Annotated in this window: 24 protein-coding genes; 13 read left to right on the forward strand and 11 right to left on the reverse strand. The window is 66.4% G+C overall.

The genetic code is table 11. From position 1 onward, the window contains the following. Nucleotides 1-170 precede the first annotated feature (170 nt). From QCE63_RS06600 to astE, 10 genes are all read left to right on the forward strand, one after another. Complete coding sequence (locus tag QCE63_RS06600; protein ID WP_309831695.1) at nt 171-860, forward strand: histidine ABC transporter permease HisQ; 690 nt, start codon at nt 171-173, stop codon at nt 858-860. A gap of 31 nt (nt 861-891) precedes the next feature. Continuing rightward, the gene (locus tag QCE63_RS06605) at nt 892-1,623 is read left to right on the forward strand and encodes an ABC transporter permease (protein WP_309831697.1); all 732 of its coding nucleotides are present in this window, start codon (nt 892-894) and stop codon (nt 1,621-1,623) included. A gap of 41 nt (nt 1,624-1,664) precedes the next feature. Further along, nucleotides 1,665-2,492 carry an ATP-binding cassette domain-containing protein gene (locus QCE63_RS06610; protein ID WP_309833710.1) on the forward strand — a complete coding sequence of 276 codons (828 nt, stop codon included), beginning with the start codon at nt 1,665-1,667 and terminating at the stop codon, nt 2,490-2,492. 61 nt (nt 2,493-2,553) lie between these two features. Further along, nucleotides 2,554-3,522: a GlxA family transcriptional regulator gene (locus QCE63_RS06615; protein WP_309833711.1), complete on the forward strand. Its 969-nt coding sequence runs from the start codon at nt 2,554-2,556 to the stop codon at nt 3,520-3,522. Nucleotides 3,523-3,630: 108 nt separating this feature from the next. After that, complete coding sequence (locus QCE63_RS06620; protein ID WP_309831699.1) at nt 3,631-4,857, forward strand: aspartate aminotransferase family protein; 1,227 nt, start codon at nt 3,631-3,633, stop codon at nt 4,855-4,857. Between the two features lie 16 nt (nt 4,858-4,873). Beyond that, a complete protein-coding gene (gene aruF / locus QCE63_RS06625; RefSeq protein ID WP_309833712.1) occupies nt 4,874-5,938 on the forward strand; it encodes an arginine/ornithine succinyltransferase subunit alpha in 1,065 nt (354 codons plus the stop codon). Then, nucleotides 5,935-6,966 carry an arginine N-succinyltransferase gene (gene astA / locus QCE63_RS06630; RefSeq protein ID WP_309831701.1) on the forward strand — a complete coding sequence of 344 codons (1,032 nt, stop codon included), beginning with the start codon at nt 5,935-5,937 and terminating at the stop codon, nt 6,964-6,966. Before aruF ends, astA begins: the two co-directional genes overlap by 4 nt. 12 nt (nt 6,967-6,978) lie before the next feature. Continuing rightward, nucleotides 6,979-8,451, forward strand: a complete 1,473-nt coding sequence (astD, locus tag QCE63_RS06635) for a succinylglutamate-semialdehyde dehydrogenase (RefSeq protein WP_309831703.1) — start codon at nt 6,979-6,981, stop codon at nt 8,449-8,451. Nucleotides 8,452-8,515: 64 nt separating this feature from the next. After that, nucleotides 8,516-9,892 (forward strand): N-succinylarginine dihydrolase, encoded by a 1,377-nt coding sequence (astB, locus tag QCE63_RS06640; RefSeq protein ID WP_309831706.1) that lies wholly within the window; start codon nt 8,516-8,518, stop codon nt 9,890-9,892. Continuing rightward, on the forward strand, nt 9,876-10,904 hold the full coding sequence (astE, locus tag QCE63_RS06645) for a succinylglutamate desuccinylase (protein WP_404990085.1): 1,029 nt from the start codon (nt 9,876-9,878) through the stop codon (nt 10,902-10,904). The genes astB and astE overlap by 17 nt, the downstream gene beginning before the upstream one ends. A 30-nt stretch (nt 10,905-10,934) precedes the next feature. On the opposite strand, the gene QCE63_RS06650 is transcribed toward astE, so the two are convergent. The 5 genes from QCE63_RS06650 to QCE63_RS06670 form a co-directional block, all read right to left on the reverse strand. Further along, entirely contained in the window at nt 10,935-11,180 is a 246-nt protein-coding gene (locus QCE63_RS06650; RefSeq protein ID WP_309807985.1) for a hypothetical protein, read from the reverse strand. A 127-nt stretch (nt 11,181-11,307) separates the two neighbouring features. Further along, on the reverse strand, nt 11,308-12,171 hold the full coding sequence (locus QCE63_RS06655; protein WP_309831711.1) for an HlyD family secretion protein: 864 nt from the start codon (nt 12,169-12,171) through the stop codon (nt 11,308-11,310). A gap of 43 nt (nt 12,172-12,214) precedes the next feature. Next, nucleotides 12,215-12,418: a DUF1656 domain-containing protein gene (locus QCE63_RS06660; protein WP_309831714.1), complete on the reverse strand. Its 204-nt coding sequence runs from the start codon at nt 12,416-12,418 to the stop codon at nt 12,215-12,217. Next, nucleotides 12,405-14,588: an FUSC family protein gene (locus QCE63_RS06665; protein ID WP_309831717.1), complete on the reverse strand. Its 2,184-nt coding sequence runs from the start codon at nt 14,586-14,588 to the stop codon at nt 12,405-12,407. Before QCE63_RS06665 ends, QCE63_RS06660 begins: the two co-directional genes overlap by 14 nt. A gap of 10 nt (nt 14,589-14,598) precedes the next feature. Then, the gene (locus tag QCE63_RS06670; RefSeq protein WP_309831719.1) at nt 14,599-16,122 is read right to left on the reverse strand and encodes an efflux transporter outer membrane subunit; all 1,524 of its coding nucleotides are present in this window, start codon (nt 16,120-16,122) and stop codon (nt 14,599-14,601) included. 168 nt (nt 16,123-16,290) lie between these two features. Here QCE63_RS06670 and QCE63_RS06675 point away from each other — a divergent pair, with 168 nt between their 5' ends. Together QCE63_RS06675 and QCE63_RS06680 are read left to right on the forward strand one after the other, a co-directional pair. After that, nucleotides 16,291-17,229, forward strand: a complete 939-nt coding sequence (locus tag QCE63_RS06675) for a LysR family transcriptional regulator (protein ID WP_309831721.1) — start codon at nt 16,291-16,293, stop codon at nt 17,227-17,229. Between the two features lie 118 nt (nt 17,230-17,347). Further along, nucleotides 17,348-17,512, forward strand: coding sequence for a hypothetical protein (locus QCE63_RS06680; RefSeq protein ID WP_309831723.1), 165 nt, complete (start codon nt 17,348-17,350; stop codon nt 17,510-17,512). Nucleotides 17,513-17,545: 33 nt separating this feature from the next. Here QCE63_RS06680 and QCE63_RS06685 read toward each other — a convergent pair whose 3' ends face one another. From QCE63_RS06685 to wrbA, 5 genes are all read right to left on the reverse strand, one after another. Then, nucleotides 17,546-18,265, reverse strand: a complete 720-nt coding sequence (locus QCE63_RS06685) for an SOS response-associated peptidase (protein WP_309831725.1) — start codon at nt 18,263-18,265, stop codon at nt 17,546-17,548. 86 nt (nt 18,266-18,351) lie between these two features. Next, nucleotides 18,352-19,155, reverse strand: coding sequence for a metallophosphoesterase (locus QCE63_RS06690; protein ID WP_309831727.1), 804 nt, complete (start codon nt 19,153-19,155; stop codon nt 18,352-18,354). Continuing rightward, entirely contained in the window at nt 19,152-20,606 is a 1,455-nt protein-coding gene (locus QCE63_RS06695; protein WP_309831729.1) for an FAD-binding oxidoreductase, read from the reverse strand. Before QCE63_RS06695 ends, QCE63_RS06690 begins: the two co-directional genes overlap by 4 nt. 160 nt (nt 20,607-20,766) lie before the next feature. Beyond that, a complete protein-coding gene (locus tag QCE63_RS06700; protein WP_309831731.1) occupies nt 20,767-21,159 on the reverse strand; it encodes a DUF2069 domain-containing protein in 393 nt (130 codons plus the stop codon). Nucleotides 21,160-21,167: 8 nt separating this feature from the next. After that, the gene (wrbA, locus tag QCE63_RS06705) at nt 21,168-21,785 is read right to left on the reverse strand and encodes an NAD(P)H:quinone oxidoreductase (RefSeq protein ID WP_309831734.1); all 618 of its coding nucleotides are present in this window, start codon (nt 21,783-21,785) and stop codon (nt 21,168-21,170) included. A gap of 137 nt (nt 21,786-21,922) precedes the next feature. Here wrbA and QCE63_RS06710 point away from each other — a divergent pair, with 137 nt between their 5' ends. Further along, complete coding sequence (locus QCE63_RS06710) at nt 21,923-23,236, forward strand: YihY family inner membrane protein (RefSeq protein ID WP_309831737.1); 1,314 nt, start codon at nt 21,923-21,925, stop codon at nt 23,234-23,236. 4 nt (nt 23,237-23,240) lie between these two features. Here the strand turns inward: QCE63_RS06710 and QCE63_RS06715 are convergent, their stop codons facing one another. Further along, nucleotides 23,241-23,561, reverse strand: coding sequence for an Mpo1-like protein (locus QCE63_RS06715; protein WP_309831739.1), 321 nt, complete (start codon nt 23,559-23,561; stop codon nt 23,241-23,243). Between the last annotated feature and the right edge of the window lie 67 nt (nt 23,562-23,628).

A 23,628-nucleotide genomic window follows, 5' to 3' on the forward strand; every position in this document is an offset into this window, starting at 1 on the left:
GGGTTTTCCTGTCTGTCGCCGTGACGCCATGCGTCTTGACGGGGTCGTCAAGCCGCCATCCGCCGGGCGCGCGGCATGTTGCGTCGCAGCACGCGACTGACGGTCGCCTTGAGCAATCGAAGCCGTCCTGAGAGCATCGCCGCCATTCCATTCAACGAAGGAGGCGGCTCGTGATCCTGCATGGTTTCGGTCCGCTCCTGTGGGCGGGCGCAAAGGAGACACTGGCGCTCGCGCTGCTCTCCCTGACAGTGGCGGTGCTGCTCGGCCTCGCCGGCGCGGCGGCAAAACTTTCGCGCCATGCGCCAGTACGCGGCATCGCGACCGCCTACACGACGCTGATCCGCGCGGTGCCGGACCTCGTGCTGATGCTGCTGCTGTTCTACGGCATCCAGATCGCGCTGAACCATCTGACCGATGCACTGGGCTGGGACCAGCTCGACATCGATCCCTTCACGGCCGGCGTCGTGACGCTCGGCTTCATCTACGGCGCGTATTTCGCGGAGACTTTCCGCGGCGCCTTTCTCGCCGTGCCGCGCGGCCAGCTGGAGGCGGGCAGCGCCTACGGCATGAACGGCCTGCGCGTGTTCGGCCGGATCCTGTTTCCGCAGATGATGCGCTTCGCGTTGCCGGGTATCGGCAACAACTGGCAGGTACTGGTGAAAGCGACGGCGCTGGTGTCGATCATCGGTCTCGCGGACATCGTCAAGGCGGCGCAGGATGCCGGCAAGAGCACCTTCAAGACGTTTTTCTTCATCCTGGTCGCGGCGCTGATCTATCTCGCGATCACGAGCGCGTCGAACCTCGTTCTGACGCTGCTCGAGCGGCGCTACTCGACCGGCGTGCGCCACGCCGAACTCTGAACCCGCCGATCCCATCCGCGAGCGCCACGCCATGATCCAGATCTTCGCCGAATACTGGCGCCCCTTCCTGTATTCCGACGGACTGCGCGCGTCGGGCCTCGTCGTGACGCTGTGGCTGCTGGCGGCGTCGCTGGCATTGGGCTTCTGCGCGGCGGTACCGTTCGCGTGTGCGCGCGTGTCGCGCAAGCGCTGGCTGGCGACGCCGGTGCGCCTCTACACCTTCGTGTTTCGCGGCACGCCGCTCTACGTGCAACTGCTCCTGCTCTACACCGGCATGTACAGCCTGGAGTTCGTGCGCACGCAATCGCTGCTGGAGGCGTTCTTCCGCAGCGGCTTCAATTGCGCGATTCTCGCGTTCGCGCTCAACACCTGCGCCTACACGACCGAGATCTTCGCCGGTGCGATCCGCGCGATTCCACACGCTGAAGTCGAGGCCGCGCGGGCCTACGGCATGAGCACGTTCACGATGTACCGGCGGGTGATCCTGCCGTCCGCGCTGCGCCGCGCGCTGCCGCTGTACAGCAACGAAGTGATCCTGATGCTGCATGCGACGACGGTCGCCTTCACCGCGACCGTGCCGGACATCCTGAAGGTCGCGCGCGATGCCAATTCCGCGACGTATCAGTCATTCGAATCGTTCGGAGTGGCAGCACTGCTCTACGTGGCGATTTCGTTCGCGCTGGTGGCGGCGTTCCGGCACGCGGAGCGGCGCTGGCTCGCGTATCTGCGGCCGGCGGGCGCGGTGCGGACGCGCCGTGCATGAGCCACCTCATCAGCCCGGAGCGAGCGGTAGAATCCGATCCCATGCATCCCACCCTGTCATCACTCGAGGAGAACGCGTTGGAGCCCACCGTCAAGGACGTTGCGACCAAGCTCGTCGCCGAGGACATTCACAAGCGCTACGGCGACAACGAAGTGCTGAAGGGCGTCTCGCTCGCGGCGAAAGCCGGCGACGTGATCAGCATCATCGGCGCGAGCGGCTCGGGCAAGAGCACGTTCCTGCGCTGCATCAACTTTCTCGAACGACCGAACGCGGGACGCATCATCGTCGATGGCGAGCCGGTGCGCACCAAAGCCGACAAGGGTGGCAATCTCGACGTCGCGGATCACAAGCAGTTGCAGCGCGTGCGCACCAAGCTCGCGATGGTGTTCCAGCACTTCAACCTGTGGTCGCACATGACGGCCATCGAGAACGTGATGGAAGCGCCGATCCACGTGCTCGGCGTGTCGAAGAAGGACGCGGAGGAACGCGCGCGTGAATATCTGGAGAAGGTGGGACTGCCGCCGCGTGTCGAGAAACAATATCCGTCGCACTTGTCGGGCGGGCAGCAGCAGCGGGTTGCGATAGCACGCGCGCTCGCGATGCATCCCGATGTCATGCTGTTCGACGAACCCACGTCCGCGCTGGATCCGGAACTCGTCGGCGAAGTGCTGAAGGTGATGCAGCGGCTCGCGGAAGAGGGCCGCACGATGATCGTCGTCACGCACGAAATGGGTTTTGCCCGCAACGTGTCGAATCACGTGATGTTCCTGCATCAGGGCCGCACCGAAGAGGAAGGCGCGCCCGCGGACATGCTCACGGCGCCGAAGAGCGAGCGCCTGCGCCAGTTCCTGTCGGGCAGCCTCAAATAACGTGGCGAATGGGGCCGGCGCGCCGCGGCAGGTGACTATCGTTGCGCTCGCGCCGGTCTCGATGAGCGGCATCGCGCCGATCATCGACAGTCTTGCGCTCGCCAACGAGATCGACGGGCATCGTCTCTACGAGTGGCGCATCTGTTCCTGGGACGGCCGCCCGGTGCCGCTGTCGGGCGGCGCGCAATTGCCCGCCGATGGCGCCTTCAACGACACCGTCCGCTGCGACTGGCTGATCGTCGTCACGGAGCGCTATCAGCAGTTCGCCGACTACCGGCTGTTTCTCGCCAGCCTCGCGCGGGTCGCGCCGCGCACGCCGCTCGTGAGCGGCATTCACCATGGCGTGTGGTGGCTCGCGATGGCCGGACAGCTCGCGCAGTATCGCGTCGCGGTGAACTGGGAAACCTACCAGCAGTTCACCGAGCAATTCGAGCGCGCCATCGTCAGCCAGCAGATTTTCGAAATCGACCGGGACCGCGCCACGTGCACGGGCGGACAGGCCAGCATCGACTTCATGCTCGCGATGATCGCGCGCGATCACGGCCCGGATCTGGCCGAACGCATCGCGGATTCGCTGGGCATCGGCGTATTGCGCGCGGGCACGGAGCGCCAGCGCATTCCCTTCGTCACCGCGCCCGGCGAACGGCATCCGCGCCTCAACGACGCGCTCCAGCTGATGGAAGCGAACATCGAGGATCCGCTCACCACCGACGAGATCGCCAGTCTCGCCGGCATCTCGCGGCGGCAGCTGGAGCGGCTGTTTCGTCAATACCTCGGCGCGATGCCGTCGAAGTACTACCTCAATCTGCGGCTCACGAAGGCGCGCACGCAATTGCAGCGCACGAACAAATCGGTGGTGCAGATCAGCCTGGCGTGTGGATTTTCGTCGGCGGCGCATTTCTCGAATGCCTATCGTGACCGCTTCGGCGTGACGCCGCGCGAGGAGCGCCGCAACTGGATCGAGAAACAGCGCGGCACGCCCGACGAACCGCGGGGCGGCGCGTTGATCGAGCCGCCGGGCGCTGCGTGAGCGGACGGGCAAAGCCGTGGAAGCATGTCGCGAACGCGCAAGACGGAACCCGCGCGATTGCCTAATATCGAACCTGATACCGATGCGGAACCTGAAAAGGAGTAGCTCATGACCGAGATGAATGTGAACCGCGCGACCTTCGACGAGGTCATGGTGCCGGTGTTCGCGCCCGCCAGCTTCGTGCCCGACCGCGGGCGCGGCTCGCGCGTGTGGGATACGGACGGCCGCGATTACGTCGATTTCGCCGGCGGCATCGCGGTGACGGCGCTGGGCCATGGCCATCCGGAACTGCTGAAGGTGCTGCACGAACAGGGCGACAAGCTCTGGCACATCGGCAACGGCTACACCAACGCGCCGGTGTTGCGTCTCGCGAAACGCCTGACGGACCTGACCTTCGCGGATCGCGCGTTCTTCGCCAACTCGGGCGCGGAGGCCAACGAAGCGGCGCTCAAGCTCGCGCGCCGCTATGCCATCGACCAGCACGGCGACGACAAGATCGAGATCATCTCGTTCACGCAGTCGTTCCACGGGCGCACGTTTTTCACGGTGAGCGTCGGCGGCCAGCCGAAGTACGCCGAAGGCTTCGGCCCGCAACCGCAGGGCATTCGTCATCTGCCCTATAACGATCTGCCGGCCGCGCTCGCGGCGATCGGCCCGAAGACCTGCGCGGTGATCGTCGAGCCGGTGCAGGGCGAAGGCGGCGTGCTGCCGGCCGACTCGGCCTTCCTGCAAGGCCTGCGCGACGCGTGCGACCAGCACGGCGCGCTGCTCATCTTCGACGAGGTGCAGACGGGCGTGGGCCGCACGGGCAGCTTCTACGCGTACATGCAGTACGGCGTGACACCGGACATCCTCACGAGCGCGAAGGCGCTGGGCAACGGCTTCCCGATCGGCGTGATGCTGACCACGGAAGCCATCGCCGCGCACTTCAAGGTGGGCGTGCACGGCACGACCTACGGCGGCAATCCGCTGGGCGCGGCGATCGCGGAGAAGGTGGTCGAACTGATCAGCGATCCGCAATTGCTCGAAGGCGTGCGCGAGCGCAGCGAAGCGATCAAGGCGCATCTCGCGCGCCTCAACGAACGCTTTGGCCTCTTCAGGGAGATTCGCGGCCGCGGGCTGTTGATCGGCGCGGAACTGAACGATGCGTACCGCGACCGCGCGAAGGACGTGCTCAACGCGGCCGCGGCGAACGGCGTCATCATGCTGATCGCCGGGCCGAACGTGCTGCGCTTCGCCCCCTCGCTCATCATGCCGATGGCCGATCTCGACGAAGGTTTCGCGCGCATCGGCCGGGCGGTGGAGCAGATGGTCAGTGCGGCGGCGGTCAAGTGAAGCACGGGAGCCGATGATGCGCTTCGTCCGTCCCGCCCGACTCGCCGATCTCGACGAACTCGAACGCATGGCGCGCGCCGCGCAGCCAGTGCTGCACTCCTTGCCGCGCGACCGGCGCGCGCTTGAACCGCGCGTCGCGCTGTCGGAAGATTCGTTCCGCGCCGAAGTGGAGTTTCCCGGCGAGGAGTTCTATCTCTTCGTGCTCGAAGACACCGAAACGAAGCGGCTGCTCGGAACGTCGAGCATCGTTGCGTCGGCGGGCTATGCCGAGCCGTTCCACGCGTTCCGCAACGATGCGCTGATCCACGCGTCGCGCGAGCTCAAGGTGAACCGCAAGATCCATGCGCTCACCATGTCGCACGAACTGACGGGCAAGAGCCGCTTGACCGGCTTCTACATCGATCCATCGTTGCGCGACGAAGAGAACGCCGCAGCCGCGCATCTGCTGTCGCGGGCGCGCATGATCTACATCGCCGCGAACCCGCGACGCTTTTCGACCGAAGTGTTCTCGCTGATGCTGGGCGTCACCGACGAGGCGGGCGCGTCGCCGTTCTGGGATGCGGTCGGCCGCAAGTTCTTCGGACGCGACTTCGAACAGGTGGAAGCGGAGTCGGGCGGACGCAGCCGCACGTTCATCGCGGAAGTGATGCCGAGCTATCCGCTCTACGTGCCGCTCCTGCCCGCCGACGCGCAGCGCGTGCTGGGCGAACCCAACGAACACACGCTGCTCGCCTACGACATCCATCTCGAGGAAGGTTTCGAGCCGGACCGCTACGTCGATATCTTCGACGCGGGCCCGGTGCTGACCCTTGCCGTCGACAAGAGCGCGTCGGCGAGTTCCGGCGAACTGCGCGCGGTGCGCCCGAGTAACGCGGAAGACGGCACGCCAGGCGGCGCGGGCGCGCCCTATCTCGTCGCGGCGGGCGGCGCGCATGCGTTTCGCTGCGTGATCGCGCGACTGAGCGGCACGCGCGCCGACGGCGCCGCGCTGTCGGCGGCGGCGCGGGTAGCGCTCGGCGTCGGCGATGGCGACACGGTGCGTTGCGTGCCCTTGCATCAGGCTTCGGGAGAAATGCCATGATCGTCGTGCGTTGCACGCAGCCGGGCGACGTCGACGCACTGCTCGCGCTTGCCCAGGAAACGGGCCCCGGGCTGACTACGTTCAAGCCGGACCGCGCGGCGCTGGCCGCGCGCGTCGAGCGCGCGCGCCGCACGCTGAGCGGCTCGGCCGCGCCGTTCGACGCGGGCTATTTCTTCGTGATGGAAGACACCGCGACGGGCGACGTGGCGGGCGTATGCGGCATTGAAACGGAAGTCGGGCTGGAGCAGCCGTTCTACAACTATCGCGTGTCGACGGTCGTGCATGCCAGCCAGGACATGGGCGTGTGGACGCGCATGTCGCTGCTCAACATGTCGCATGACCTGACCGGCTACGCGGAGGTGTGTTCGCTGTTCCTGAGCCCGCGTTATCGGACGGCCGGTGTGGGCGGGCTGCTGTCGCGCTCGCGCTTCATGTTCATCGCGCAGTTCACGGAGCGCTTTCCGGAGCGACTGTGCGCCGAGTTGCGCGGCCATTTCGACGAGAGCGGCGAGTCGCCGTTCTGGAACGCGGTCGGCTCCCATTTCTATCAGATCGATTTCAACGAAGCGGATTACCTCAGTTCGCACGGCAAGAAGTCGTTCGTGGCGGAATTGATGCCGCGTTATCCGGTGTATCTCGACCTGTTGCCCGAGACCGCGCAGCGCGCGGTCGGCGTGACGCACAAGGACACGGCGCCCGCGCGCAAGATGCTCGAAGCGGAAGGGCTGCGCTATGAGAATCACGTCGATATCTTCGACGCCGGTCCGGTGCTCGAATGCCATATCGGCGACTTGCGGACGGTGCGTGAAAGCGTGCTGGCGAGCGTGCGTATCGGCACGCGGGCGGACACGGACAGCGATGTGAAGTGCCTCGTGTCCAATACGCTGCTCGACGATTTCCGTTGCGGCGCGACCGTTGGCATGGTGCAGGGCGGCACGTTGCTGCTGACGGCGGACGAAGCCGCCGCCTTGCGTGTGAAGGAAGGCGACGCGGTGCGCGTGCTGAGTTCGCCTTCGCGACCCCGATGACAGAGACACGACATGGATATCTCGAACCACTTGTATATCGACGGTGACTGGCAGGAAGGCCGGGGCGCGGCGTTCGGCTCGCGCAATCCGGGCAATGGCGACATCGTCTGGCAGGGCAACAGCGCGTCGGCGGAAGATGTCGAGCGTGCGGTGTCGTCGGCGCGGCGCGCGTTTCCCGCGTGGGCCGCGCGCGCGTTCGACGAACGCGTGGCGATTGCGAAGCGCTTCGCCGCGCTGCTCAACGAGAACAAGGACGCGCTTGCGCACGCGATCGGCCGCGAAACCGGCAAGCCCTTGTGGGAAGCGCGCACGGAAGTCGCCTCGATGGCGGCCAAGGTCGATATCTCCGTGCAGGCCTATCACGAGCGCACCGGCGAAAAGCGCGCGCCGATGGCCGATGGCGTCGCGGTGCTGCGGCATCGGCCGCATGGCGTCGTCGCCGTGTTCGGGCCTTACAACTTTCCGGGGCATCTGCCGAACGGGCACATCGTGCCGGCGCTGATCGCGGGCAATGCTGTGGTGTTCAAGCCGTCGGAACTCGCGCCCGGCGTTGCGGCCGCGACCGTCGCGTTGTGGATTCAGGCGGGGTTGCCCAAAGGCGTGCTCAACCTCGTGCAGGGCGAGAAGGACACGGGCGTGGCGCTCGCCAATCACCGGCAGATCGACGGCCTGTTCTTCACCGGCAGTTCGGATACCGGCACGCTGCTGCACAAGCAGTTCGGCGGACGCCCCGAGATCGTGCTCGCGCTCGAAATGGGCGGCAACAATCCGCTCGTCGTCGCGCCGGTGGAGGACATCGACGCGGCCGTGCATCACACGATTCAATCGGCGTTCCTGTCGGCGGGTCAGCGCTGCACCTGCGCGCGGCGTCTGTTCGTGCCCGACGATGCCTTCGGCGAACGCGTCCTGCGCCGCTTCACCGAGGTGAGCGCAAACCTGGGCGTCGGCGCTTATGACGACGACCCGCAGCCGTTCATGGGCGCGGTGATCTCGGCGCGTGCGGCGGCGCGGCTCGTCGAGGCCCAGCGGCGGCTCGTCGAGGCGGGCGCCGTGCCCGTTCTCACGATGCAGCAGCGCGACGCGCATCTCGGCTTCGTCACGCCCGCGATCCTCGATGTCACGCAGGCGCGCGACGTGCCCGACGAGGAGCATTTCGGCCCGCTGGTTCAGGTCACGCGCTACCGCAGCTTCGACGAAGCCATCGAGCGTGCCAACGACACCGCCTACGGTCTCTCCGCCGGCCTGCTCGCCGATGACGAAAAAGCCTGGACGCACTTCCAGCACACGATACGCGCGGGCATCGTCAACTGGAACCGGCCGACCAATGGGGCATCGTCGGCGGCGCCGTTCGGCGGCATCGGACGTTCGGGCAATCAGCGGCCAAGCGCGTACTACGCGGCGGACTATTGCTCGTATCCGATGGCGTCGGTGGAGAGCGCGCAGCTGCAAATGCCCGCGAGCCTCTCGCCGGGAATGCGGTTTTGAGTTCCGTGTCACGCGCGATGTCACGCGAAGTTCCAGCACGGCAAGCAGTCATAGCGAAGGATTCATGATGCAGGCATCGAAAGAGGCACTGAAAGACGCACCGACAGCATACGAGGCGAATTTCGACGGGCTGGTCGGCCCGACTCACAACTACGCCGGACTGTCCTTCGGCAATGTCGCGTCGCGCAGCAACGAAAAATCGGTTGCCAATCCGAAGGCCGCAGCCAGCCAAGGGCTGCGCAAGATGAAGCGGCTCGCGGACGCGGGCTTCCAGCAGGGCGTGCTGCCGCCGCTCGAACGGCCCTCGGTAGGGCTGTTGCGCGCGCTGGGTTTCTCCGGCGACGACGCCAGCGTGATCGCCCGCGCGGCGCGCGAAGCGCCTGAACTGCTCGCGGCGGCGAGCTCGGCATCGTCGATGTGGACGGCGAACGCCGCGACCGTGAGTCCGTCCGCCGACACCGCCGACGGCCGCGTGCATTTCACGCCCGCCAATCTGGCGGCAAAGCTGCATCGCGCGATCGAACATGACGAGACGCGCCGTTCGCTCGGCGCGATCTTCGCCGACGAAGCGCACTTCCAGATTCATCACGCGCTGCCCGGCACGCCTGCGCTCGGCGACGAGGGCGCCGCGAACCATACGCGCTTTGCCCGAACGTATGGCGAAGCGGGCGTCGAGTTCTTCGTGTATGGCCGCAGCGAGTATGGCGCGGGCCCGCAGCCACGGCGCTACCCGGCGCGGCAGACGCTGGAAGCGAGCCGCGCGGTGGCGCGCCTGCATGGCCTGGACGCGGACGCGACCGTGTTCGCGCAGCAATCGCCCGACGTGATCGATGCCGGTGTGTTCCACAACGATGTCATCGCGGTGGGCAATCTCACGACGCTGTTCTGCCACGAGCAGGCCTTCGTCGATCAGCACACGGTGTATGAGGCACTGCGCGCGCGGCTCGATGCGCGCGGCGCCGCGTTCACCGCGCTCGAAGTGCCGGCGGACGAAGTGAGCGTCGAGGACGCGGTGACGTCGTATCTGTTCAACAGCCAGTTGCTGTCGGCGGCGGATGGACGGCAAGTGCTGGTCGTGCCGCAGGAATGTCGCGAGAATGCGCGCGTGGCGGCGTATCTGGATGCGCTTGCGTCGCGTTCGTCGCCCATCGACGAAGTGCTGGTCTTCGACTTGCGCGAGAGCATGAAGAACGGCGGCGGCCCGGCGTGCCTGCGCCTGCGCGTCGTGCTGAACGAGGCCGAGCGCGCGGCCGTGAACCCGCGCGCGTGGATGAACGACGCGCTGTTCGCGCAGCTCGACGCGTGGATCGAGCGGCATTACCGCGATCGCCTCGCGCCGGCCGATCTCGCCGATCCACAATTGCTCGTCGAGTCGCGCACGGCGCTCGACGAACTGACGGCCATTCTCGGCCTGGGTGCCCTTTATGATTTCCAGCGCTGATTCCTCGCGCATGCTCGACGACTTTCTTGGCTTCACGCTCGGCAACGGCGCGCCGGCGACGCGTTCCGGCATGGCGGCCTCCGGCGTGCGCTGGACGTGGTTGGGAGACGGCGTGCTGCGCCTCGAACCGGAGCATTCACCGTCTCATAGCGTGCTGGCATCGGCGGGCATTCACGGCGACGAAACTGCGCCGATCGAGATGCTGACGCGGCTGGTCGCGGATATCGCGAGCGGACGCGCGCCGCTGGCTGCGCGGCTGCTGGTGATTCTTGGCAATATCGGCGCGATGCGCGCGGGCGAGCGTTATGCCGACGACGATCTGAACCGGCTGTTCAGCGGCCGTCACGCGCAGTTCGAGGGCAGTCGTGAAGCGCCGCGCGCCGTGGAACTGGAACAGGCGGCGCTGGCGTTCTTCGCGGATGTCTCGCACGACAAGTGGCACATCGACATGCATACGGCGATTCGCGCCTCGGTGTTCGAGCAGTTCGCGCTGCTGCCGCATACGGGCGCGCCGCCCGCGCGCGCCATGTTCGACTGGCTGCGCGACGCCCGTCTTCAGGCGGTACTGTTGCATCGCGAGAAGGGGCCTACGTTCACCCAGTTCACCGCGCAGCATGCGGGCGCGCTGGCTTGCACGCTGGAACTTGGCAAGGTGCGGCCGTTCGGCCAGAACGATCTGACGCGTTTTGCGGCGGCGGATGACGCGCTGCGGCGGCTGCTCGCGGGCGCGTCAACAGCCGCCCCAGTAGCAGAGGCGTCGTTGCGCGTGTTCAGCGTGGTCGCGCAGATCGACAAGCGCAGCGAGCATTTCGTGCTGAATGTGGCAGGCGATGTGCCGAACTTCACCGCATTCGCAGCGGGCACCGAACTGGCCCGGGACGGTGACTATCGCTACCGGGTTTCACACGATGAAGAGCGCATCGTGTTTCCGAATCCGAAGGTGAAGCCGGGATTGCGCGCGGGTTTGATGGTCGTCGATACGACGGAAGCCACGCTCGCGGCGCTGGCCTGACACGGACTCAACGGGCAGGACCGTCGCCGGTCACTGTTCCGGCGGCGCGGGATCGTCCTTGACGAAGAGCATCGAGATATACAGCACGGTCGACACCGCGATGATCCCGACGCCCGTGAACACCTTCGTCCGGTTGAACTCCAACCCGCCGTTGATCGCCATGCCGATGCCGAAACACGCCGCCAGCGTGCCGGCCGCGGCCAGCGCCACGTGCGCGCGGCTCAGGAACATGCGCCGCCGTCTCCTGCCTGCTTCGCTGAACGGTCCTCGTTTCATCGCATTCTCCGCTTGAGTCGGTCCGCTTGGGTGGTCCGCTTGATTCGGCCGCGTCCGAAGTGTCCGGGTGGCGCAACCAATATCACAATCGGCAGGGCGGTCAGCGAGGACTGCGCACTGCGCCGCCCTACATGGACGGCGCGATCACCACGGTGGCCGTCGTTCCCGCCGAGAGCAGCACGCCGTCCGGTACGTGATCGATGCCCACCCGCACCGGCACGCGCTGCGCAAGCCGCACCCAGTTGAAGGTCGGATTCACGTCGGCGAGCAGTTCGCGGCTCTGCGGATTGTCGCGGTCATAGATGCCGCGCGAGATGCTCTCCACGTGGCCCTGCAGTTCGCCGCCGCTCATCAGCCGGATCGACGCGCGGTCGCCCACGCGCACGTGCGGCAGCTTGGTTTCCTCGAAATAGCCGTAGACCCAGAACGAGTGACTGTCGACGATCGCAAGCTTCGCCGTGCCCGCCGTCGCATAGTCGCCGCGAAACACGTTCAGGTTCGTCACGTAACCGTCCACCGGCGACACCACGCGCGTGCGCTCGAGATTGAGCTGCGCGGCATCGAGCGCGGCCTGTGCCTGCTGGAGCTGCGCCGCCGCCGTCGAGGCGGTCTGTTGCGCGTTGTCGCGCGCTTCCTTCGAGACGACGAGGCTGTCCATGTCGGCGCGGCGCGCGGCATCGGCGCGACGCATGCGCAGTTCGGCGGCGCGCGCCGCCACGTTTGCCTGCGCCTGCTCGACGGCGATCCGGTAATGCGACGGATCGACCTCCATCAGCAGGTCGCCCTTCTTGACGAACTGGTTGTCGCGCACCGGCAACTGCACGACCGCGCCCGACACGTCTGGCGCCACGTTGACGACGTCGGCGCGCACGCGGCCGTCGCGGGTCCATGGCTCATCCATGTAATGGACCCACAGCACGCGTCCGATGACGAGCGCCACCGCGAACATCGCGAGGGTCAGCACGAGGCCGATGATCTTTCTGAGAACCATGATGCAACTCTCTGGACTGGGTTGAAGGTTTGAACGGACTGGCTCAGCGATACGCCACGAGCCCGAGCGTGCCGCACATGCAGACGAGCAGGCTCGCGCGGAACAGCGCCGGATGCCAGACCACGCGATACAGGCCGGTCAGCGCGAGCACGCGGTCGATGAACCACGTCAGCACCGCGCCGGCGATGAAGAGCAGCAGGATCGTCGGCACATAGGCTTCGAGGATCGCGACGTTACGCGGCAACATGGGGCGCTCCTTCGGGGGTGGCTGGATCAATGGACGCATGTCGTGCGAACGGTGCCTCGCGGTCGAGCAGCGCGGTACGGACCAGATGCAGATGACTTGCCACGCGGCGCAAGCGGTGGCGATCCTCGGGCGCCGTATCGGTTTCGGACAGCAGCGCCTGCACGTCCTGGATCGCGCGTGCGGTCGCGGCGAGTGCGGTGTCGAAACGTTGCGGACCGGGACGCTCGAAGAGCCGCACGACGGCGTCGAGGGTCGCCTCGACCGGGCGTTGCCAATGCTTCGAAGCATCTTCCGGCGAAGCCGCGAGTTCGTGCCGCAGGTCGATCACCGCATTGCCGAATTCGAGCACCGCGAAGAGCCATTGCAGCGCGTCGCGTTGCAAGTCGGCACGGCCGGCGGCGATGGCGTTGATCTGCGCAAGCAGGTCGCGTGTGCGGCTTTCGAAGTGCGTCTTGATGCGCGGCAGGCGGCCCCGGCGCGCATGCGCCACTTCACGGCGCAGGTCGGCGAGCAGCAGCTTGCGCAGCCACGGCGCATCGGTGGGCAGCAGCACGGCGAAGGCGATTGCCGCGACGATCATCGACAGCACCAGCGCGAGGGCATCGTTCATGAAGCCAGTCGGATCGTAATGAACCAGGTTGTCCGGGCCGGCCAGGAAACAGAAGAAGATGCAATAGCCGATGCCCGCGCCGGCAAACTTGGGCCGCGTGCTCAGATACGCGCCGAACATGAGGGCGGGGGCGAGCGCGGCGCACATCATCGGAAAGCCGTCCACATGCGGGAATACGCCGAAGACGACCACCATGCCGGCCAGCGCGGCGAGCAGCGTGCCGGCGGCCATCTGCGCCGACATCAGGGCCGGCCGCGGCGACGACGATGCCAGCGCGCACACGGCGGCCGCGTTGAGGACCATCGTGCCGCCGCTCGGCCAGGCCGTGCCGATCCAGAACGCCGACAGCGCGAACATGACGACCGCCCCGCGCAGCCCCGACACGGCGGCCGCGAGCAGGTTGGTGCGCGGCACATAGCGGGCGACCCAGTGCTCACGTTCGTGCGACGGCGCGCTCAACGACGCATAGGTTTCGGCGTAGGCGAGCATGTCGTCGACGAAGCGATGGAGCAGTTCCGTGGCCGTGTCGAATTCGAGCGGCACGAAGTCCGGTTGCGTTTCGCTGCCGGCGCGCGCGGCGTGCACGCGTTGCGGCAACGCGGCCCGATAGGCGCGCAACTGCGTGGCGGCCTGCGCGGCGTCGGCGGCGTTGCGCACCGGCTCGCCCGCGAGCGAGAACAGCGGCGGCACTTCGCGGAAGAACGGTTCGAGCGCGGCGATGGTGGTGACCGATGCGTTCTCGCGCAGCCGGTTCATCAACTGATGCAGCGCGTGGAAGCGCGTCGAGGCGTTCATGAACTCGCTGTTCAGCCGCGCGAGCCGGCCACCGCGCCTGCGCGACTCCGGGTCCTCGAACACTGCGACGCTGCGCGCCGCCTCGAAGCCGACAATATCCGCGACGAAGGCCAGATTGGTGCGCTCGATCTGCGCGCGCGGCATCGCGCCTGACAGCGCGCGGCACACGTAATCGACGAATTGCGTGAAGCGGCGGCGCACGGTGGTGCGAACCTGTTCGCCCGCGTGCTGCGGAAAGATCAGCGCGCTCACCGCGCCGGAGCAGACGATGCCGAGCGTCACCTCGCCAACCCGAGTCAGCGCGGACAGATACGCGCCGTCCGGATGCTGCGCCGCCGGGATGCCGATCAACGCCGCCGTGTAGCCCGCCAGCACGAAGCCGTACGAGCGGAAGTTGCGGTTGCGCGCCGCGCCCGCCGTGCAGATACCGACCCATAGCGCGGTGGCCGACAGAAACAGCACCGGCTGCTGCGCGAACAGGCCGATGAAGACCATCATCACGACGAGCCCGACCATCGTGCCGCAGAAACGATAGAAGCTTTTGGCGAGCACCATGCCGCTTTGCGGCTGCATCACGACGAACACGGTGGTCATCGCGGTGCGCGGCTGCTGCATGTCGAGGCGCATCGCCAGCCACAGCGCCAGCAGCGCGGCCAGCACGGCCTTGAAGATGTAGATCCATGCGAGGCCGTCGGTGCGCGCCCAGTCGGCGAGCGCCTGCATGAACGTGTGCCGTGCGTCGGTTGGATGAGTGGAGGAGGTCATGGGCGCCGCCTCACTTCGGTCCGTTCGCGCTCAGCCGGCCGAGCGTGCCGATGTGCCGAGACGGCGCGAGCGCGGTCTGCTCCGGGCCGTTCGACGGATCGTCGAGACCGCCGCCGAGCGCCGAGGTCAGCGTTGCATACGCCGCGAGCCGCGCCGCGCGCACGCGCGCCTGGCCGTCCTGTGCCTTGAGCAACTGCGTCTGCGCGACGAGCACGTTCAGGTAATCGGTGAGACCGCGCCGGTAGCCTTCATTGGCGAGGTCGTAGCTCTTGCGCGCGGCGGCGACCGAGCGGCCCGACGCGTCGAGCTGGGTGTCGAGCGAATGCACGCGCACGACCTGATCCGCGATCTCCTTCAGCGCCGCGACCAGCGTCGCGTTGTAGTGATCGACGGCTTCGTCGTATTGCGCCGATGCCGCGCCCAGTTGCGCGCGCAGCCGTCCGCCTTCGAAGATCGGCAGCGAGATGGCCGGGCCGAAGCTGTAACCCGACGCCTTGCTGGTAAGGAAGCTCAGCAGCGCACCGCCCGCGAAGGCCTGGGTCAGCGAAGCGGCCAGGTTGATGTTCGGATAGAAGCCGGCCTTCGCGACGTCGATGCCGCGCGCCTGTGCTGCCACCATCCAGCGGGCCGCGACGATATCGGGCCGGTGGCCGACGAGTTCGGCCGGCAGCGCGGAAGGCAGCGGCAACGGGGTGGCGAGCGACAGGGCGGGGCGCGTCAGCGCTTCGCCGGCGCCCGGTCCTTCGCCCGCGAGCGCGGCCAGTTGATGGCGCGCGAGTGCGATGTCTTCCTGGTAGATGTCGACCTGACGCTCGTATTCGGGCAGCGGCGCTTCGGCCTGACTAAGTTCGAGCTGCGTGCCGATGCCGCCATTCAGACGGCGGCGCGCATGGTCGGCGATATGTTGCTGCTGTTCGAGCGTTTGCTGCGCGATGTCCAGCAGCGCGAAAGCCTGCGAAAAGCCGATGTAGGCCCGCACCACGTTGGTTTCGAGATCGAGCTGCGCGGCGCGGGCATCGGCGGCGCGCACGTGGGCAACGTCGAGTGCGCGTTCGGTATTGTTCTCGTCGCGCCCCCACAGGTCGAGGTTGTAGGACAGCGTCAGCCCCGCCGTGTCGTCCCAGGTGGTCGTGTCTGCGTAAGGGCCAGGGCCATAGAAGTCGTTGTTCGGCCAGTTCTTGCGCGCGACGCTCATGGCGGCATCGACATGCGGATACAGGTCCGAGCGCGCGATGCCCGCCGCTTCATGCGCCTCGCGCACGCGCGCTGCGGCCATTGCGAGCGTCGGGTTGCCGCTCGTCGAGCGCTCGATCCACTGGTCCAGTTGCGGGTCCTGATAGGCGCGCCACCATTGTTCGGCGGGCCATTGGGCCTCGGCACTGGCTTGCCGGATCGCCGTGCCGACGTCGAGCGTTGATGCGTCCTTGAGCGAATCGCGAGGCGCGATGTGGCCGGTGCTGGCACACCCGGAGATGATCAAGATAGTTGCAAGAACTGCGGCTGAAACAGTCTTGCGTGATACTCGCCCTCGCACGATTCACTCCCAAATTCGGTTCAAACTCTTGGAAGTGATTATATTTTTGCAAGATTTGTCGAATAACCCGCAAGGGCGCAAAGCATTTTTACGGATTGTGTGATAATCCGTCTTGCGAGAAGTGCAACAATTCGTCAAATCACCAGTTTCTTTGAGTCGGAAAGCGCTATGGACACGCTGCAGAACATGCGCGTATTTATGCGGGTCGTCGAGGCGGGAAGCTTCACGGCGGCCGCACAGCATCTGAACACGACGACCGCGTATGCATCGCGCGCCGTTTCTGATCTCGAGGCGCATCTCCGTGCGCGTCTGTTGAATCGCACGACGCGCCGCATCGCGCTCACCGAGGCCGGCGAGCGCTACCTGCAGCGTTGCGAGCAGATCCTCGCTTACGTGGACCAGGCGGAAGCCGAGGCCGGCGATGCCCATGCGCGGCCGTCCGGCAAACTGAAGGTGCATTCGATGACGAGCTTCGGCCAGCACTACATCGTGCCGATGATCTCGCGCTACCAGGAGCGTCATCCTTCGGTGCAGGTCGATTTGACGCTGGCGCAGCGCGTGCCGGATCTGCTCGACGAAGGCTACGACGTGTCAGTCGTGCTCGCCTCGGAATTGCCCGATTCGGCGCTGGTTTCCGCGCGGCTGGGGTCGGTGTTCAGCATCGCGTGCGCGTCGCCGGCCTATGTGGAGAAGCATGGCGCGCCGCACGTGCTCTCGGATCTCGTGCGCCATACCTGCCTGCATCTGATGACGCCGGTCTTTCCGCCGGATCGCTGGGTGTTCGACGGCCCGAACGGTCAGGAAACCGTGAGCCTGGGACCATCGGTGTTCACGGTGAACGTGGCGGACGCGATGGTCGTGGCGCTGCGCGAAGGCATGGGTGTCGGCGTGCTGCCGACGTCATCCGCGCTGCCGGCCTTGCGTGCGGGCACCCTGGTGCGGGTGCTGCCGCAGTACACGATGCAGGAGCTGAACGTATACGCGCTGTATCCGTCGCGCCAGTATCTCGACGCGAAGATCCGCACCTGGGTGGAATTCCTGCGCGAGGCAATGCCCGACACGCTCGCGGCCGATACCGATTCCCTGAAAGAGTTTGTAGTGAGCTGAGGCGGTGGGGCGGCTGTTACGAAATTAGTTGCGGCGCAACACTTGCTTACTCACGAAGTGTCCGCAGCTTGGTATTTTCAGCCTTCGATCACTCGAACTTTTTACGGGGACCATTCACATGAGTACGCCACTTCTGCTCGCCCTTGCGGCACTGCTGCTGCTGATCGTGGTTCCGGCTTCGCGCGACCTGTTCAATGCGATGCGTGCTCAGTCGGAACGCGAGGCACAGCGCCGTCTCGTGCCGATCCGCATCGACGACGGCCGCGAGCGGCGCAGGCGCTGAAAGGCATTGAAGTCTTGATGTCAGGCCGCGCGCTCACAGCAGCGTTTCCAGCGGCTCGATCAGGCGCGGCTCGTCGTTAGTGGCGCGGTTGACATCGGTGGACACGCGGTGCCACACGAATTGTGATGCCGGCACGCCATCCGCCCGGACCAGCGCGGTGAGATCCTCGGGCGTGGCGTCCGGATCCAGCCAGCGTCGCGCGGCGGCCGGCGCGAATACGAGCGGCCGGCGGTCATGGACGTCAACGAGACCTTCATCGGCGGCCGCCGTCACGATCACGAAGCCCGCACCGGCCGCGGCGGCGTCTTCATCGCGCATGATGCTCGTGAGCGCAGCCAAGTACATGGGCTCGCCGTCGGCGCGCTGGATGTAGTACGGCTGCTTGGCGGGCTTCGCGGCCGGATCGTCGGAATCGCCTGGACGCGGCTCGATGCGCCATTCGAACCAGCCATCGGCCGGGATGAGAATGCGCGCTTTCTTCCACAGATGCTTGAAATAAGCGCTCGTTGCCGCGGTTTCGACGCGCGCGTTGATGGTTTGCGGCAGCTTCTTCTGCAGCGCCCACGGCGGGCAATATCCCCAGTGAACGGCACGGATGGACTCGTCCGGATACACGCCCAGCGGATGCGTGCCCGGCGAGAGGTTATAGCCCGGACGCCGGTCGGCGGCATCTACGAGCACGAACGGATTCTTCAGATGCAGGCGTTGCGCGTAATGCATCGGCAGTCGGTACTGGCTGATTCGGCCGCACATGGCGTTCCTCCGCAGGGTCCAACAGGGTTCCGTGCTGCTTCGGCTTACCTTCCTTCAGTTCGTCTTGTCATCACGCCCGCTCTGATCTAGATCTCGACCACCTTGTCCCACGCGAACTGCTCGTTCTCCCACCGGCCGCTGCGCTTGCTGAAGTAGCCGCGCGGATTGCACACCACGCGCGTGCCGTCTGCTTCGTAATCGAACGAGGTGTGCGTATGACCGTGAATCCATAGCGCGACCGGCGCGCGCGTCAGCATGGGCATGTGATTGACGAAGCCCGCCGAAACGATGTCTTCCGCGTACTGCGGCGCGAGGCTCTCGCGCCGGGGCGCATGATGCGTGACGACGATCGTCTGGCCCGCGAAAGGCTTCGCGAGTTCGGCTTCGAGCCAGCCGCGTGCCTGCTCGTGCAGCGCCAGCGAGTCGTCGGGCGCGAAGGCGCGCGGCTCGCCGTCCGGTTCCGGCCACGCAAGCTGGATCAACCCCTTGTAGTCGAGCATGACTTTCGTACACGCCTCCTGCGCGCGGCCGATGTCGCTCTCGCCCGATCCGAACAGCTCGAAGTCCGTCCACAGTGTCGTGCCGAGCACGCGCCACGCGCCCCGGCGATCCACCAGCGACGCGTTGTTCAGGTAATGCACGTTGTCGACGCTGCGGGCGGCGTCCTGCATGGCCGCTTCCATCGCGCCGAATTCGGCGTCGTAGTACTCGTGATTGCCGGGCACATAGATGACCGGGACATCGGAATCGAAATTCTCGGCGGCCCAGCGCAGACCTTCGGCGTGATTGTGGATGTCGCCGGCCAGCACGACGAGATCCGCTTGCGCGTAGGGAATCGCCAGTGGCTCGTCGCACTCCAGATGCAGGTCCGACAGCACGCGAATCTTCATGCGCCGTTCTCCTTGGCAGGCGCCGCGCCGGAGTGCACGACCTTGCCGGGGTTCATCAGGTTGTCGGGATCGAGCGCGGCCTTGACTGCCTGCATGAGGCGCACCTCGACCGGGGACTTGTAGTGCATGGCTTCCTCGGCTTTCAACTGGCCAAGACCGTGCTCCGCGCTGATGCTGCCGCGATACGCATGCACCTGATCGTAGACCAGGGCGTTGATCTGCGTTTCGCATTCGACCAGGAAGACTTTTCCGTCGACACCCTCGGGCGCCTGCACGTTGTAGTGCAGGTTGCCGTCGCCGAGGTGCCCGAAGGTCACCATGCGCGCGCCGGGGACGGCCTTCGCGATGATCGCGTCGGTTTCCTCGATGAAGCGGCCGATGCCCGAGATGGGCACGGCGATGTCATGCTTGATGTTCAGGCCTTCCTCGGCCTGTGCAAGCGGAATGTGTTCGCGCAGCGACCAGAACGCCTGCGACTGCCCGAGGTTCTCGGCGACGACCGCATCTTCCACGATGCCTTGCTCCAGCGCTTCCTCCATCAGTCGTTCGAAGAGGGCGCGGGCGTGGGTTTCGCTTTCGCTGTCCGAGAGTTCGAGCAGCACCGTCTGTGCATGCGTGGCCTCGAACGGATAGCGCAGTTGCGGGAAATGCCGGCCGACCAGGCGCATGCAGAAGTCCGACATCAGTTCGAATCCGGTCAGCAGCGCGCCCGCGTGATGCTGCGCCAGCGAGAGGAAGTCGAGCGCGGCCTGCGCGGACGCCAGACCGGCGAGGGCCGTGACCTTTGCGACCGGCGCGGGGTGCAGCTTCATGACGGCAGCCGTGATGATGCCGAGCGTGCCTTCCGCGCCGATGTAGAGATCGCGCAGATCGTAGCCCGTATTGTCCTTGCGCAGCCCGCGCAGGCCGTCCCAGATTTCGCCCTGCGGCGTGACCACTTCGAGCCCGAGGCACAGTTCGCGCGTGTTGCCGTAGCGCAGCACGCCGGTGCCGCCCGCATTGGTCGCCAGATTGCCGCCGATCGTGCAGCTGCCTTCGGCGGCAAGGCTCAGCGGGAACAGACGCTGCGCCGCCTGCGCGCGCGACTGGATGTCGGCGAGCACGACGCCCGCTTCGACGGTGATGGTGTTGTTGTGCGGGTCGATGCCGCGCACGCGGTTCAGCCGCTTCAGGCTCAGCACGGCCTGCGCGCCGCTGCCATCCGGCGTGGCGCCGCCGGCCAGCCCGGTGTTGCCGCCTTGCGGAACGATGGCGATGCGGTATTCACGCGCCAGCCGTACGACGCCAGCCACCTGTTCGGTGTTCGCGGGCAGCAGCACGGCGCAGGCGTTGCCGCGATAGCGCTTGCGCCAGTCGACGAGATACGGCTCGGTGTCGTGCGGTTCGGTGAGGACGTGCGAAGCGCCGAGCAGGTCGACGCAGGCGGAAACGAAAGCTTGGGTGGCGGTCATGAACGATTGGGCAGGAAAGGGGTTCAGGCGTAGTGCAGAGTATCGCGCAGAGCGGCGCGGCGCGAACCTCGGCCGAATGGCATAGGCACGCGCGGCGCGTCGGGAATCGTGCTACAAAGCATCACGTCGGGGCGATGCTGGCGTGAGAAAAGCGCACGGTTCAGCTTTTCTTCGCACGCGCATCCTTCGCGGCGCGCTTGAATGGCGCGACATACGCCAGCGCGAAGCCGAAGAAGGCTGCCGCAAGCAACGCTTCGAGCCAGCCCAGCGACGCGGACAGGCCTGCATCCGTCATGCCGCGCACCACGCCCTCGGCGAGATAGAGCAGGACGAGCATCGCGGCCCATTGCAGCGTGTAGAGGCTCTTGCGCGCCACGCCCGGCAGCGCGCAGGCCAGCGGCACGGCTTTCAGCGCGAGTGCCCAGGCGCCTGGCCGCACCGGCGCGAGCCAGAGTTCCCAGAGCAGCGCCAGCACGATCAGCGCAATCAGGCTCGCGAGCGCGCCGCGAGCATAGGCAGGGTGGCGGCGCGAAACGGCGGCGGGTGCGTTCATCGTGCGCGTCAGGCCGCTTGCGCGCCGCGTTGGAGATTGAGCGCCGTGCGCGCCAGCCGTGCGCCGAGCGCGATGGCGAGCGCCTTTTCGTCGGCGGTGATGCCGTGGCTGGCGGATTCGCTGCCGAGGCGCGCATGATGCGACGCGCCATAAGGCGTGCCGCCGCTTTGGGTCGTTGAGAGGCGCGACTCCGTGTAAGGAATGCCCAGGATGAACATGCCGTGATGCAGGAGCGGCAGCATCATCGAGAGCAGGGTACTTTCCTGGCCGCCGTGCAGGCTTCCCGTGGAAGTGAACACGCAGGCAGGTTTGTCCGCGAGCGCGCCTGAGAGCCATTGCGGCGTGGTGCCGTCGAGAAAATACTTGAGCGGCGCGGCCATGTTGCCGAAGCGCGTCGGCGAACCCAGCGCCAGGCCCGCGCATTCTTCGAGATCGCGCAGCTCGGCGTAGGGCGGGCCGTCGGCGGGAATGTCGGGCTGGGTCGCTTCGCAGACCGCGGACACCGGCGGCACCGTGCGCACGCGCGCCTGCATGCCGGGAACGCTGTCGACGCCCTGGGCGATGGCGAGCGCAAGCTCGCGGGTCGCGCCATGGCGGCTGTAGTAAAGCACGAGGATGTCGTTCATAAGGCTTTTTTAGTGAACGGCTATTATAGGTTTTGAGTCGATTTTCCGGGGCGTGCCCTCTGCCGGCAATACGGGCATGGGGCAAGGCGGACATGAGCCGCCGCCGTTGCATGCGCCGGGAAATCACGACGAGGAGAATGCCTTTGCAGTCACCTTTCATCGATCTGGCCGCGGTCAGGCGTCTCGCCAACTTCGTGGCGCGCCGCATCGGCGAAGACCGCGTCGCACAGGTGGCGGGCAGCCTGACGTTCACGAGCGTGCTGTCGCTGGTGCCGCTCGCCACGGTCGCGTTCGCGCTGTTCACCGCGTTTCCGATCTTCGGTTCGTTCCAGGCATCGTTGCAGGATTTTCTCGCGGTGCACCTGATGCCGCCGCAGATCAACGACCAGATCTTCAAATACCTGAACCAGTTCGCAGCGAAGGCGAAGGGGCTCACGACCGTCGGCATGATCATCCTGTTCGTGACCGCCGTGATGACGATGATGACCGTCGAATCCGCGTTCAACGTCATCTGGCGCGTGCGCAAGGCGCGTCCGTTCGCGCAGCGGGTGCTGGTCTACTGGTCGATCATCACGCTCGGGCCCATCCTGTTCGGCTGCAGCCTGTCCATCTCGTCCTATGTGTTCGCGCATTCGGTCGCCTTCGCGGGCTCGCACAACCTGATGCCGCCGGTCATCGAATGGGCACTGACGGGCGTTTCGCTGCCGCTGACGGTGGTCGCGTTCACGCTCATCTACGTGTTCATGCCGAACTGCAAGGTGGAGTGGCGCGATGCGCTGATAGGCGGGCTGATCGCCGCGATCGCGTTCGAGCTCGGCAAGCGCGGTTTCGGTTCCTACGTGCGGCGCATTCCGACCTACACCGCGGTATATGGCGCGTTCGCCGCGTTGCCGGTGTTCCTGCTGTGGGTCTATCTGTGCTGGATGATCGCGCTGGTCGGCGCCATGGTGACCTCGGCGCTGCCCGCCATTCGCACCGGGCAATATCACCGGCGCGATTTCCCCGGCAGCGACCTGCTGGATGCGCTCGAGATCCTGGCGCGGCTGGTCGAGGCTCGCGCCGAAGGCAAGCCCGGCTACACGGCGCTGCAACTCTCGACAATGGCGCGCTGCGATCTCGATACCTCGAACCGGCTCATCGCCCGGCTCGACGCGCTTGGCTGGATCGGCCGGCTGGAGGACGCGCGCCAGCCGCGCTACGTGCTCATCGCGAATCCGATCCAGATGACGGTGACGATGCTGTTCGACCAATTCGTGATCGATCGCGCGGAACTCGAATATCAGCTGAAGCTCGATGCCGCGCAGGTGGATTGCGCCGCGCTCATGAACGCGCTCGAAAACGACGCGCTGGACATCACGGTAGGCTCGTTGATCGCGGCGCGCGCCTCGGCCCTCACCGACGCGCGTCTGCGCGAGCCGCCGCCTTCCGCGCTGCCCCGGCAGACCGCCTGAACTGTCAGAGCGAGATCCTGCCGATGCAGATGTCCTTGAACATCACCCAGTCGCCCATCAGGCTGTAGATCGGGTGGCGAAAGGTGGCCGGCCGGTTCTTCTCGAAGAAGAAGTGGCCGACCCATGCAAAGCCATAGCCGCAGACGACGGCCGCCGGCAGCCCGAGCCAGTCGCCGGTGGCGATCGCCATGGCAAGACAGCCGATCACGCCGAGCGAGCCGATGAAATGCAGCCTGCGCGACACGACATTGCGATGCTCTTCGAGATAGAAGGGGTAGAACTGGGCGAAGTTCGCGAAATGCTCCCCGTGTGCGGTGTACGCCATGACGGCCTCCCTGTCATGCTTGGCTGATATGCTGCGGCGCGTGGCGCGCCGGCTTCCCGACACCAGC

The sequence above is a fragment of the Caballeronia sp. LZ065 genome (genome assembly GCF_031450975.1).
In the GTDB taxonomy this organism is placed as follows: domain Bacteria; phylum Pseudomonadota; class Gammaproteobacteria; order Burkholderiales; family Burkholderiaceae; genus Caballeronia.